Genomic DNA, 13,860 nt, shown 5'->3' with positions numbered 1-13,860 from the left:
TTTCAATCCTCACTCACGCCCAGATAGGCCTCGATGACATCACGGCGAGAGAGCACGTCGCTCGGCGTACCCTCCGCAAGCAACCGCCCCGCCTCGAGCACGACGATGCGCGGGCACAGTCGCTTGACCATGTCCATATCGTGCTCCACGATCAGAACCCCGCAGCCCAGCACGTTTCGGGCATGTTCGATGAAGCGGTCCACCTGAGGGCGCTCGCGCGCCTCGAGACCCGCGGCCGGCTCATCCAGGAGCAAAAAGCGCGGCCGCGAAGCCAGCACCATCACGAGGCCAAGCATCTTTTGAAGCCCATACGGCAGCTTGTCGCTGGGCTCGCGCAGGTGTTGCGCAAGACCGAACTCCTCCAGCAGGCCCTCGATACCGAGATCCGCCCGAACGTCGGAGGTGGCGAAACGCTGCGCGCGAAACAAATTCTCCTCGACGGTCCCACTCTTGAACGTGTTGGTCTGCTGGAAACTGCGCGCGACACCGAGGCGAGCGACGTTGTAGAAACGCATGCCGGAGATGGCCTGCTCACCGAGCAGAATGCGTCCCGACGTCGGCGGCAGCATGCCGCTCATGACATTGATCAGCGTGGTCTTGCCCGCACCGTTCGGGCCGATCACGCCAAGCACTTCGCCCGCAGCCACTTCGAACGAAATGCCTTCGAATACGCGTAGTCCGCCGAATCGCTTCGTGATCGCGTCGACTCGCAACGTCATCGACGCGGACGCTTCGGTGCCGCGCTTGGAAATATCAATAGGCGAACTCATGCTCGGCGATCCTCGATACGTGGTTGAAGTACCCCGCGATGGCGCTCCTTCAGTCTGTCAAAGACCTTCGTTATCGTTCCAACGATACCGCCCGGAGCGACCATCATCACAATGACGAGCAGCAGCCCGAACAGTCCTGACGACAATTGAGCATAGCTACTGAATACGTCGTTCATCGTGATGAGAAGGAGACTGCCGACCACCACACCAAGCAGCGTCCCGCGTCCGCCGATAAAAACGTAGGCGATGTAGTTGTTCACCGACCATGTGGTGAACGAGCTCGGATGTGCGGTCGACAGCATGTTGACCAGCGCGAAGCCTGCGAGCCCCGAGACGGCGGCGGACGAAATGAAACCGATGGTGCGATATTTCCACGGCGCGACACCGAGGCTTTCTGCGAGCGTTTCGTTTTCCTCGATCGACGAAAACTCTGGTCTGAGGACGTGCGTGATGCCAAGCGTGAACAGCGCGGAAACGATGCAGATCGCGACAGTGACGACGACCATCGTCGATGGCGAAGTCGCACCCATGCCGAAGAACAACGCGGGCGGCACCCCCGTGATCCCATTCGGACCGCCGGTCAATGTCGGCGTTTCGAATATGACGATCTGCAGAATTTCATTGAAGACGAACGTGATGAAAATGAAGTACACGCCTTTGAGTCGCAATACCAGTGCCCCCAGCGGCAGAGCCACAAGCGCCGGCACAATGGCACTGATCAGCATCAGCAGAACGAGGTTCGTCGTCCCCGCATTCGCGGCAATTGCGGCGGCATATCCGCCGAGCGCCATGAAAGACGGCGCCGCGAACGACAAGAGGCCCAGCCGCAACATGATGTAGATGCCGAGCGCGGCACAGACGCCAATCGCGGACTGACTGGCCAGCGAATACATGAACGGGTCTGTCGACGAGAACGGTACGACGAGAAGCAGTAGCAGCACCGCCACGCCCGATATGTCGAGCATGAAATCGCGGCGACGATTGGTCATTTTCATAGTTCAAGCCTTGCGCGTAACGGTACCAAACAGCCCCTGCGGGCGCACCAAGAGGATCAGCATCACAATCACGAACAGCACCAGTGCGCCCTGGGAACCGCCAAGGTAGACACTGGCATACGCCTCCACGAGTCCTACGACGAATGCGGCAATCGTGGCGCCGCCGACACTTCCCAGTCCGCCCATGACGACAACGATGAACGCTCGGCCGAGCACGGAATCTCCACTGGAGGGTTCCAACGCCAGAATCGGCGTGACCAGTGCACCGGTGAGTCCCGCAAGGGCCGTTGCTATCGCGAATGCAAGAGGGAACATGCGTGCGGGACGAATCCCCTGCGCGCGTGCCACCGCACTGTCATCCGCCATCGCGCGCAAGGCGATACCGTATCGAGTCTTGAAGACGAGGTAGTAAACGCTGCCGATCGCCAGCGCGCATACGCCGAAAACGATCAGGTTCGCGTAGGGGATGTAGAAGCCGGGCCCATTCAGCGAACCCGTCACCGGGAACGGAAAATTCATCGGCTCGGCCCCATAGGTGACCGTCATGCCGGTCGTGATGATCTGATAGATGCCCAACGTCATCAGCATCGTCGCCAAATGGTCGGAGACATTCCTCTCCACCACCAGGACCTCCACCAGATATCCGATCACGCCCGTAGCCAATGCCGCGATCAGCACGGCCGCGGCAAACGGCACGCCCATGGACTGGGACAGAGAATAGGCGATGTATCCGCCGAGGATATAAAAACCACCATGAGCGAAATTCACGACGCCCATGATGCCGAAAATGAGCGTAAACCCGATGCTGATCAGCGCATACTGGGTGCCCAGACTCAGGCCGATGACACCAGCCGAAATCAAGCCTTCCATGACCTTGATACCTCTCTTTCGAGCGTTGGGATAGACGACGTGCCGAACGATCGGCCGTCAACGTTCGGGATGGTGTTCAGGCAATCGAAAGACCAGTCATTGACGGCCTTACGCACCGAACGTCGCCCGGCTCGTCAGCCGAGTCGCAGTGTGTTGTTGTGGAAAGTGGAAGGTGGTGCATCGTGTGTCTCCTGTTTTCTTTCTACCGCTATCGATCGGCCTCGAATGCCGCCAGCTATCTGCGCGAACGACGAATCATCCGCGACGCCACGTGGCATCGGCCCTGTGCTTGAATTCGCAACCCTCCGGCGGCGCGTCAAGTACGCACCAATAATGCAATGCCCGTGCCAGCATGTGGCCGGTGATCGGCGCGGCCGGTACGGCGCGCGAACGGGTGAATGAGACCGCGAAACGAACCGGCGTCGGCCCATATCCACGAGGTCTCCCGGCATACGCCGGTGACAAAGGACCTTCGATGATCAACGGAGTCGAAGTGCGCGCGAAAGCGCAGTTAGCGCGTCACGCCGATGTGTCCTTGAAAAAGACAGATGTCCATTCCGACGACTCCATCGGCGCACGGCGAAGCATGTCCTCGGATAGCGGGATTACCCCAAGCCGAAAGCCAATCTCGCCTCGCGGGGAATCGAGTCTCGAACGTGCGCTACATGTTTGGATAATTCGGCCCGCCGCCTTCCGGCGTGACCCACACGATGTTCTGCGTCGGATCCTTGATGTCGCAGGTCTTGCAGTGCACGCAGTTCTGCGCGTTGATTTGCAGACGGTCGCTGCCGTCGTCGTTCTTCACGAACTCGTAGACCGCCGCCGGGCAGAAGCGCGCCTCCGGCCCCGCGTACTTGCGCAGGTTGACGTTCACCGGCACGTTCGGATCCTTCAGCGTCAGGTGCGCCGGCTGGTTCTCCTCGTGGTTCGTGTTCGAGATGAACACCGACGACAGCCGGTCGAACGTCAGCTTGCCGTCCGGCTTCGGATACTCGATCGGCTCGTACTGCGACGCCGGCTTCAGCATCTCGTGGTCCGCATGCTGGTGATGCAGCGTCCACGGCACGTTGCCGCCTAAGAGCTTCTGCTCGAGACCGACCATCGCCGTGCCGAGATACAGCCCCTTGCTCATCCATTGCTTGAAGTTGCGCGCGCGGTGCAGCTCGGTATGCAGCCACGAGGTCTTGAACGCGTCCGGGTATGCCGTCAGTTCGTCGCCGTGCCGGCCCGCCTGCACCGCGTCGAACGCGGCTTCGGCCGCGAGCATCCCGGTCTTGATCGCCGCGTGGCTGCCCTTGATCCGCGACGCGTTCAAGAAGCCCGCCTCGTCGCCGACCAGCGCGCCGCCCGGGAACACCGTCTTCGGCAGCGACAGCAGCCCACCTGCGGTGATCGCGCGCGCGCCGTACGACACGCGCTTGCCGCCTTCGAGGAACGGCCGGATCGCCGGATGGGTCTTGTAGCGCTGGAACTCCTCGAACGGCGACAGATACGGATTCGAATACCCGAGCCCGACCACGAAGCCGACCACCACCTGATTGTTGTCCAGGTGATACAGGAACGAGCCGCCGTAGGTATCCGGCTTCAGCGGCCAGCCGGCCGTGTGGATCACGAGGCCCGGCTTGTGCTTGACCGGGTCGATTTCCCACAGCTCCTTGATGCCGATCCCGTACGACTGCGGATCCGCGTTCGCGTCGAGCTTGAATTTGCCGATCAGCTGACGGCCCAGATGCCCGCGCGCGCCTTCGCAGAACAGCGTGTACTTCGCGTGCAGCTCCATGCCGAGCTGGAAGTTCTCGGTAGGCTCGCCATCCTTGCCGATCCCCATGTTGCCGGTCGCGACGCCTTTCACCGAGCCGTCGTCGTTGTAGAGGATTTCCGCCGCCGGAAAGCCCGGGAAGATCTCGACGCCGAGCGATTCGGCCATGGTCCCGAGCCAGCGCGTGACGTTGCCGAGGCTGACGATGTAGTTGCCGTGATTCTTGAAGTTGTCCGGCAGCGCCCAGTTCGGCACCTGCTTCGCGCTCGATTCGGTCAGGAACAGGAAGCGGTCTTCCGTCACATCGACGGACAGCGGCGCGCCGCGCTCCTTCCAGTCCGGGATCAGCTCGGTGATCGCGCGCGGATCCATCACCGCGCCGGACAGAATGTGCGCACCGATCTCCGAACCCTTCTCGAGCACGCACACGCCGAGCTCGACGCCTTTCTCCGCGGCGAGCTGCTTGAGCCGGATCGCGGCCGACAGCCCGGCCGGGCCGCCGCCGACGATCACCACGTCGTATTCCATGGATTCGCGCCGCTGCGGTGCCGCACTATGCCGGTCGGACGAATTTGTCATCACTGCCCCTAGTTACCCGATCTGATTGGCGTCACGTCACGAACTGCTCGAGAACGTGCAGAAGATCGATCGTGCTCGGCCTCGTTCCCCAGTGACTTGCTCCCGCACTGGCCGCCACGATCGTCCATGAATCAGGCGGAAAAAACTCGTGCGACAGGACCCCGTTCGACGATATGCGAAGTCGCCCGGTAATCACACGAAACTCGGCAGTCAGCAATGTGTCGCCGATACTCTTTTTCACCAACGTTGATCCGAACATATCCTTCCCCCATCGACTCGACGTGGATCGGAAAACGACCTGCACGTGACGGTCCATCACTCGATTGCTTTCACCATGTCCTCGACCACCTTCTTTGCATCGCCGAAGACCATCATCGTCTTGTCCATATAGAACAGTTCGTTGTCGAGCCCCGCGTATCCCGCAGCCATCGAGCGCTTGTTGACGATCACCGTACGAGCCTTGTAAGCGTCGAGAATCGGCATGCCATAAATCGGACTGCCCTTTTCCAACGCGACCGGGTTCACCACGTCGTTGGCGCCGAGCACGATCGCGACATCAGCTTGCGAGAATTCGCCGTTGATATCTTCCATCTCGAACACCTGGTCATACGGCACTTCCGCCTCCGCGAGCAACACGTTCATGTGCCCCGGCATGCGCCCCGCGACCGGATGAATCGCGTACTTCACCGTCACGCCTCTCTCCGTGAGCTTCTGAGACAGTTCGTTGATCGCATGCTGTGCGCGAGCGACAGCCAGCCCATACCCCGGAACAATGATCACGGATTCCGCGTTCGACAGCATGTACGCGGCATCGTCCGCGCTGCCACTCTTGACGGGACGTTGTTCTTTGGTCCCTCCGGCGGCGGTATTGGCGTCGCCGCCGAAGCCGCCGAGAATCACGTTGAAGAACGACCGGTTCATCGCCTTGCACATGATGTAGGACAGAATTGCGCCCGAGCTGCCCACCAGAGAGCCGGCAATGATCAGCATCGGGTTGCTGAGCGAGAAGCCAATGCCCGCGGCCGCCCAGCCGGAGTAGCTGTTCAGCATCGATACCACGACCGGCATGTCTGCGCCGCCGATCGGGATGATGATCAATACGCCCATCACGAACGCGAGCGCCAGCATCAGCAAAAACACGGGCCAGCTCCCGGTCGCCATGAACATCAGGCCAAGCGCGACCGTGGCCAGTCCCAGTACGAGGTTCAGCAAATGCTGCCCCTGGAACTGGACCGGCGCGCCCTGGAACACGCGCAGCTTGTATTTACCGCTGAGCTTGCCGAACGCAATCACGGACCCGCTGAACGTGATCGCACCGATCGCCGCACCGAGGAAGAGTTCCAGCCGGTTGCCGACCGGGATCGATGGGTGCGAAAGACCGTCCAACGCCGCGCCCGCGGCACCGGCCAAAGGGGCAGGCGTAATGCCGAATGCCCAGGGTTCCGTCACCGCAGCCACCGCGATGAAGACGGCGGCCAATCCGATCATGCTGTGCATGAACGCCACCAGTTCCGGCATCTTGGTCATTTCCACGCGATGCGCCATCAGGGCGCCGACCGTTCCCCCCACGAGCAGGCCGAGCAGTACGAGCCCGAGCCCGGACGGCGTGGCGGCGAGCTTCACGATCAGCGCCGCGGTCGTCAGTACGGCGATTGCCATGCCGGTCATACCGAAGACGTTGCCGCGAATGGCCGTCGTCGGATGAGACAGCCCCTTCAGCGCCTGAATGAAGCAGATGCTGGCCAGCAAATACAACAAGGTAACGAGATTCATGCTCATGATCGTTACGCCTCCGCCTTTTCGGTCGTCTTTCTTTCTTTTTTCCTGAACATCTCCAGCATCCGCCGCGTGACGAGGAAGCCCCCAAACACGTTGACCGCTGCGAGCGCGACCGCGAGCACGCCCGCGGTTCTGCCAAGACCACTCGATGTCAGTCCTGCCGCGAGCATCGCGCCGACGATGACGATCGCCGAGATCGCGTTGGTCACGGCCATCAACGGCGTATGCAGTGCGGGCGTCACATTCCAGACGACGTGATAGCCAACGTATATGGCAAGTGCAAAGATGATCAGGTTGGTGATGATGTGGCTGACAGCTTCCATGGCGATTCTCAGTTCGTGGTCGAAGCTTCCGCCGTTGGCCGGACGGGAGCAGGTTGATCGCGTAGCACCATTCCGTCCCGGGCGACCAGGCAGCCGGCGACGATGTCATCCTCGAGATCGATCGTCACGCCGCCTTCCTTCGGCAGAATCAGTTTCAGGAAATCGAGTACGTTGCGCGCATAAAAGTTGCTGGAATCGGTGGCGACCAGCGCGGGCAGGTTCGTTTCGCCGACGATCGTCACTCCGTGTCGGAGCACAGTGCTGCCCGGCTCGGTCAACGGGCAGTTGCCGCCCTGGGCCGCGGCGAGATCCACGATCACGGAGCCCGGCTTCATCGATTGCACCATCGCCTCGGTCACCAGCACCGGTGCGGGCCGCCCCGGAATCAGCGCCGTGGTAATCACGATATCGGCGGCCGCGACACGCTTGGCCACCTCGACCTGCTGACGTTGCAGCCACGAAGCCGGCATCGGCCTCGCGTATCCGCCGACGCCCTCCGCTGCGTCTTTTTCTTCCGCCGTTTCGTAGGGCACGTCGATGAACTTCGCCCCCAGCGACTCCACCTGCTCCTTGACACTGGGTCGCACGTCGCTCGCTTCGATGACGGCTCCCAGACGCTTGGCCGTCGCGATGGCCTGCAACCCGGCCACCCCGACGCCGAGAATCACGACGCGCGCCGCCTTCACGGTCCCCGCCGCCGTCATCAGCATTGGGAAGATGCGCTGATATCGGTCCGCGGCGATCATGACGGCCTTGTAGCCCGCGATGTTCGCCTGGCTCGACAGCACATCCATGCTCTGCGCGCGCGTGGTTCGCGGCGCGGCCTCGAGCGCGAACGCGGTGATGCCGGCTTTGGCGAGCCGTTCGAGACCGGCTGCCTCGAACGGATTGAGCATCCCGACCAGCATCGCACCCTGGCCGAAAGCGGCGAATTCGCTCTCGAGCGGCGGCCTGACTTTCAACACGAGCTCGCAGCCAAGCGCAGTCGCCTGATCGACGACCTCCGCACCGACGGCCCGATAAGCGTCGTCGGTATAGCTCGCCCCCAGCCCGGCGCCCGAAGCCACGCGCACCGTGTGCCCCTGATCCTTCAGTTTCCTGGCCGTCTCCGGAGTAACGGCGACACGGGCTTCGCCCGGTATCGTTTCAACGGGCACACCTATCAGCATGACTTCTGCTCCTTGACGAAAATGATTGTCCATTGCCGCGCGGCAGATGCGCAGACTGGCGCCCGATGTCGCACTGGCAATCAGGCCACGGTTCGTGGCGGCACACATACCGCTCGCGCTCCGCGCAGTCGTGCGCGCGTTATCGCCTCGCCTGTTTCCGGCGAGCCCGTTGCGCACGTCCGATTGCGCTCAGATGCGTTCCAGAATCAAGGCGATGCCTTGACCGACCCCGATACACATCGTGCACAGCGCGTAGCGGCCATGCGTGGCGTGCAATTGATTGATTGCCGTCGTCACGAGACGCGCACCCGACGCACCGAGCGGATGACCGAGCGCAATTGCCCCGCCGTTGGGATTGACTCGGGGATCGGCGTCCTTCAGGCCGAGCAGGCGCAACACTGCCAGCCCCTGTGCGGCGAACGCCTCGTTGAGTTCGATCACGTCGATTTGATCGAGCCGCAATCCGGCCAGCGCCAGCACTTTCTCCGTCGCCGGTGCCGGACCGATACCCATCACGCGCGGCGGCACGCCCGCGGTCGCCATCGCCACCACCCGCGCACGCGGCGTGAGGTGGTTGCGCACAATTGCCTGCTCGTCGGCCAGCAGCAGCGCACATGCGCCGTCGTTGACGCCGCTCGCATTGCCCGCCGTCACGCTGCCGTCGGGCCGTACGACGCCTTTCAGCCTGGCGAGTGCTTCAAGCGACGTCTCGCGCGGATGCTCGTCCTGCTTCACGATCAGCGGATCGCCCTTTTTCTGCGGGATGTGGACGGGGGTGATCTCGCTGTCGAAGAATCCGCGCTTTTGTGCGGCCAGCGCCTTCGTCTGTGAAGCCAGCGCCATCCGATCCTGCGCGTCGCGCTCGATCCTGTAGTCGACCGCGACGTTCTCCGCCGTTTCGGGCATCGCGTCGACGCCGTACTGCTCCTTCATCAACTTGTTGACGAACCGCCAGCCGATCGTCGTGTCGTAAACCGCGTTCGCACGGCCGAAGGCAGACTCCGCCTTCGGCATGACGAATGGTGCGCGACTCATGCTTTCCACGCCACCCGCGATCATCAGCCCGGTTTCGCCCGACTTGATCGCGCGGGCCGCACTGCCCACAGCATCCAGACCGGAGCCGCAAAGGCGATTGATCGTGGCACCGGGCACACCGAGCGGCAGTCCGGCGAGCAGGCTCGCCATTCGAGCGACGTTGCGGTTGTCCTCACCGGCCTGATTCGCGCAGCCGTACAGTACGTCGCTGACCCCCTCCCAGTCGACGTGCGGATTGCGCGCCATCAGCGCCTTGATCGGAATCGCGGCCAAATCATCGGCTCGCACGGAAGAAAGCGCGCCGCCATAGCGGCCGAACGGCGTACGGATTGCATCGCAGATAAAGGCTTGTGTACTCATGACGTGACGTCGTATCGAGAAGTTGAAATCGCACTCTTATTGCAATGAGCATGCCAATCACGCAAGGACTCGGCATTAGCGGTCCGACATGTTCGTTGGGGGCACGGCGACGGGCCTCTAACCGCGCTCGACACCCGTTCGTCTCGCTGTGCCACATGGCCATGTTCGCGCGACCGATGTATCGATGTCTGCGGTCTCTACATGCGATGTCTTTTCGACGGACATGTGCCGAATCGATATCGTCTCCTCTTGTTGTATTCCCGGTTGTCCGGCGCATCGTTCGCGGAACAGCCCCCGCTTTATGTCGGTCGACCTTCCTCAGGCTGCGGCCCGCTCCGGCGACGTCAATGGCAAACCAAGACGTGCACGTCGAACGAGCCACGGCGACGGTCGATACCGCTGATCCCCGAAGGTCTCGTAAAGCCCTCGCAGGATGTCGAGCACCTGTGTCGCGCCGAGCGCATCGCCCCATTCGAACGGACCGACCGGATACCCGAGGCCGAGACGCACCGATACGTCGATGTCCTCCGGTGACGCGATGCCCTGCTGGGCCATTTCACACGCGAGATTGACGATGCACGCGACCACACGTGGCGCGACGAATCCGGGGGAGTCCGAAATGACGAACGCGGGAATCGACTGAGCGGCGAATATCGCCTGTGCCCTGTCAACGGTTGACTTTGCCGTGCCCGGGCACGTCATCAACGTGACGCCCGACAGCCCACAAAAGACGGGATCGATCCCGACGACCTTGCGCGGATCGAGTTGCAGATTCGCAGCCGCGCTCGACAGGTCCGAGTCGATCGGTGCAACGAACACCACGTCGGCGTCGCCTATATCGGTCACACGCACGACCTGCGACAGCAGCCGCACGACGGGCTCCGGCAACGCCGCCGCCCCTTCCGTCGGCCACCACGCCGCAACGTCGGCCGCCGGTGCGGCCTGCGCCGACGGTGACTGCGCCGCGCTCTGCTTGCCGTCGTAGCTGTAAAAACCCTGCCCCGTCTTGCGGCCCAGCAGGCCGGCATGCAGGCGCGTGCGTGCAAGCATCACCGGCCGGTAACGATCGTCGCCGTAGTACTGCGCATGGATCGATTCCATCACCGGAACCGACACGTCGAGTCCGGTCAGATCCAGCAGTTCGAACGGCCCCATGCGAAAGCCTGCGCACTGGCGCAGGATCGCATCGAGCACCGAGTGCTCGGCGGTTTTTTCCGCCAGCAGTTTCAGCCCTTCCGTGACGAACGCGCGGCCTGCATGGTTGACCACGAACCCCGGCGAATCCGGCACGACGATCGGACGATGTCCGATGCGCCGCGACAGGTCGACCAGGGCGTCGGTCGTTTCCGATGCCGTTCGAGGCGCCTGCACGACCTCGACCAGTCGCATCCGGGTGACGGGATTGAAGAAATGCCATCCGGCCACACGGGACGGCTGTGCGCAACCAGATGCGATCGACGTCACGCTCAGCGACGACGTATTGGTGGCCAGAATGCACGACTGCGACACGACCGACTCGATATCTCGCAACAGCCGCTGCTTGATCTCGAGATTCTCGACGATCGCCTCCACGACCAGATCGCATTCGTCCATTTGAGCCAAACTGTGGGCCGCGGCAATCCGCTGCAGCGCCGCGTCGGCGTCGCCCTGCTCGATCCGGCCTTTAGCCACCGACTGCATCAGATCATCACGCACGACCGAAATGGCACGCATCACTGCGCCATCGACCACGTCGAACAATTTCACGTGGCAACCGGCCACTGCACAAACCTGTGCGATACCGCGCCCCATCGCGCCCGCACCTACCACGCCGACGCATTTCAAGGATTGTCCCAATCTCGATCTCCCATTCAATTTGCGCTTCACTTCGTCGAGAAACGTTACGTCGTTATCAGCAATGCCCGTGCCAATGCGATCAATGCTGCGAGTGAGCAATCGATCCGGGCGTTCGTCGCGGGTGGCGCCGGCCGTGTCGCCACGAACGCCAACCCCGAATCTGACGGACGGCGCCTGTCTTCGTGTTGGACACCGTTATGGGCGCGCTCCGTGCCGTCAAGTCAGATGGAATTTAGTTGCGTGCGCAATCTGTTCGCTATGGGCGCGCGAGATTCCTGATCTGTTCACGCCCGTCAAAAGGAAACTGACCGACGTATCGCGATCCGCCGATCGCCGGCCGTCTTCCGCTCGGAGGGAAAACATGCCACGACCCATCGTCGTGGCGAAAGAACATTATCGACAGCAGTCCAGACGGGGAATCGACATCGATGCGCACGCAACGCCACCTGCCCTCCTCCGATCGTCCGACGCGGGCGAGACGAAAATGCGCGGAAGTGTCGGTACCCAACCATTTCCCGATTGCCGCCCGCAGAGAACGTTTCGGTAAAGTCATCGCAGCTCCCCCGCCCGTTGCGTCACCCCACCGTTGCCACGATATGGCGCGCTTTAGCCCAGCTCGCCGACGATTTCCGGCACGACCGTGAACAGATCGCCGACGAGGCCGTAATCGGCCACGCTGAAGATCGGCGCTTCGGGATCCTTGTTGATCGCGACGATCACCTTCGAATCCTTCATGCCGGCCAGGTGCTGGATCGCGCCCGAGATGCCGACCGCGATGTACAGCTGCGGCGCGACGATCTTGCCGGTCTGGCCGACCTGATAGTCGTTCGGCACGAAGCCCGCGTCGACCGCCGCCCGCGACGCGCCCAGCGCCGCGCCGAGCTTGTCCGCCAGCGGCTCCAGCACTTTCGTGTAGTTCTCGCCGTTGCCCAGGCCACGGCCGCCCGATACGATGATCTTCGCGCTCGTCAGTTCCGGACGGTCCAGCTTCGTCACTTCACGGCTCACGAATTGCGAGATGCCTGCGTCCGCTGCCGCTTCGATCTTGTCGATCGACGCGTTGCCGCCTGCCGCCGCCACCGGATCGAAGCCCGTCGAACGCACCGTGATCACCTTGATCGGATCCGTCGATTGCACCGTCGCGATCGCGTTGCCCGCGTAGATCGGGCGCTCGAACGTGTCCGCGCTATCGACCGCCGTGATGTCGCTGATCTGCGCGACGTCCAGCTTCGCTGCGATGCGCGGCGCGATGTTCTTGCCGTACGCGGTCGCCGGCGCCAGGATGTGAGAGTAGTCCTTCGCGATGTTCAGCGCGGTCGCCTCGACGTTTTCCGCGAGACCGTCCGCCAGTTGCAGCGCGTCGGCCAGCAGCACCTTCGACACACCGGCGATCTTCGCCGCCGCGTCCGCCGCGCCCTGCGCGTTGTGGCCCGCAACCAGCACGTGAATGTCGTCATTGCTGAAAGTGGCGATCAATGCCGCCGCCGCCACCGTGTTCAGCGTCGCCGCCTTGATCGACGCGTTGTCGTGTTCGGCAATTACCAGAATCGTCATGTCTTTCCGCTCCCCTTACAGCACCTTGGCTTCGGTCTTCAGCTTCTCGACCAGCGTCTTCACGTCCGGCACCTTCACGCCCGCCGCGCGCTTCGGCGGCTCCGCCGCCTTCAGCGTCTTCAGCCGCGGCGCGACGTCGACACCCAGGTCTTCCGGCTTCACCGTCTCGAACGGCTTCTTCTTCGCCTTCATGATGTTCGGCAGCGTCACGTAGCGCGGCTCGTTCAGACGCAGGTCGGTCGTCACGACCGCCGGCAGCGTCAGCGACAGCGCTTCCGCACCGCCGTCCACTTCACGCGCGACCGTCGCGCGGCCGTCCGCCACCGTGACCTTCGACGCGAACGTCGCTTGCGGCAGACCCGCGAGCGCAGCCAGCATCTGGCCGGTCTGATTCGAATCGTCGTCGATCGCCTGCTTGCCGAGGATCACCAACTGCGGCTGCTCCTTGTCGACCAGCGCCTTCAGGATCTTCGCGACCGCGAGCGGCTCGACGCCGTCGCCGGCCTCGACCAGGATCGCGCGATCCGCGCCGATTGCAAGCGCCGTGCGCAGCGTTTCCTGCGCCTGCGCAACGCCGACCGACACCGCCACCACTTCCGTCGCTACGCCCGCTTCCTTCAGACGCACCGCCTCTTCCACCGCAATCTCGTCGAACGGGTTCATCGACATCTTCACGTTCGCAATGTCGACGCCCGTGCCGTCCGACTTCACGCGGACCTTCACGTTGTAATCGACCACTCTTTTCACTGGCACCAGGATTTTCATTCTCTAACCCAAACGTCACGAACCGAAACAACCGGACGCGGAATCCGCAGCGCGTCCGGCGTTCTT

Annotated in this window: 11 protein-coding genes; all 11 read right to left on the bottom strand. The window is 62.6% G+C overall.

What is annotated here, in order from left to right; genetic code table 11:
- Window positions 1–2 precede the first annotated feature (2 nt).
- Window positions 3–770 carry an ABC transporter ATP-binding protein gene (locus tag HZI36_RS16655; protein ID WP_179403744.1) on the bottom strand — a complete coding sequence of 256 codons (768 nt, stop codon included), beginning with the start codon at window positions 768–770 and terminating at the stop codon, window positions 3–5.
- On the bottom strand, window positions 767–1,765 hold the full coding sequence (locus HZI36_RS16650; protein ID WP_179403743.1) for a branched-chain amino acid ABC transporter permease: 999 nt from the start codon (window positions 1,763–1,765) through the stop codon (window positions 767–769). The genes HZI36_RS16655 and HZI36_RS16650 overlap by 4 nt, the downstream gene beginning before the upstream one ends.
- Window positions 1,766–1,768: 3 nt before the next feature.
- A complete protein-coding gene (locus HZI36_RS16645; RefSeq protein WP_179403742.1) occupies window positions 1,769–2,635 on the bottom strand; it encodes a branched-chain amino acid ABC transporter permease in 867 nt (288 codons plus the stop codon).
- A 661-nt stretch (window positions 2,636–3,296) separates the two neighbouring features.
- Complete coding sequence (locus HZI36_RS16640; protein WP_179403741.1) at window positions 3,297–4,973, bottom strand: electron transfer flavoprotein-ubiquinone oxidoreductase; 1,677 nt, start codon at window positions 4,971–4,973, stop codon at window positions 3,297–3,299.
- A 315-nt stretch (window positions 4,974–5,288) separates the two neighbouring features.
- On the bottom strand, window positions 5,289–6,752 hold the full coding sequence (locus HZI36_RS16635; protein ID WP_179403740.1) for an NAD(P)(+) transhydrogenase (Re/Si-specific) subunit beta: 1,464 nt from the start codon (window positions 6,750–6,752) through the stop codon (window positions 5,289–5,291).
- Window positions 6,753–6,757: 5 nt separating this feature from the next.
- Window positions 6,758–7,075, bottom strand: a complete 318-nt coding sequence (locus tag HZI36_RS16630) for an NAD(P) transhydrogenase subunit alpha part 2 (protein ID WP_179403739.1) — start codon at window positions 7,073–7,075, stop codon at window positions 6,758–6,760.
- An 8-nt stretch (window positions 7,076–7,083) separates the two neighbouring features.
- Window positions 7,084–8,244: a Re/Si-specific NAD(P)(+) transhydrogenase subunit alpha gene (locus HZI36_RS16625; protein ID WP_179403809.1), complete on the bottom strand. Its 1,161-nt coding sequence runs from the start codon at window positions 8,242–8,244 to the stop codon at window positions 7,084–7,086.
- 189 nt (window positions 8,245–8,433) lie between these two features.
- A complete protein-coding gene (pcaF, locus tag HZI36_RS16620) occupies window positions 8,434–9,639 on the bottom strand; it encodes a 3-oxoadipyl-CoA thiolase (RefSeq protein ID WP_179403738.1) in 1,206 nt (401 codons plus the stop codon).
- A 318-nt stretch (window positions 9,640–9,957) separates the two neighbouring features.
- Entirely contained in the window at window positions 9,958–11,574 is a 1,617-nt protein-coding gene (locus HZI36_RS16615) for a 3-hydroxyacyl-CoA dehydrogenase (protein ID WP_343050228.1), read from the bottom strand.
- 507 nt (window positions 11,575–12,081) lie between these two features.
- Window positions 12,082–13,029, bottom strand: coding sequence for an electron transfer flavoprotein subunit alpha/FixB family protein (locus tag HZI36_RS16610; RefSeq protein ID WP_179403737.1), 948 nt, complete (start codon window positions 13,027–13,029; stop codon window positions 12,082–12,084).
- A gap of 15 nt (window positions 13,030–13,044) precedes the next feature.
- Complete coding sequence (locus tag HZI36_RS16605; RefSeq protein ID WP_179403736.1) at window positions 13,045–13,794, bottom strand: electron transfer flavoprotein subunit beta/FixA family protein; 750 nt, start codon at window positions 13,792–13,794, stop codon at window positions 13,045–13,047.
- Window positions 13,795–13,860 lie beyond the last annotated feature (66 nt).

The organism is Burkholderia guangdongensis, assembly GCF_013403875.1.
Lineage (GTDB): Bacteria > Pseudomonadota > Gammaproteobacteria > Burkholderiales > Burkholderiaceae > Burkholderia > Burkholderia guangdongensis.
This window is presented reverse-complemented; position numbering and strand designations above follow the sequence as displayed.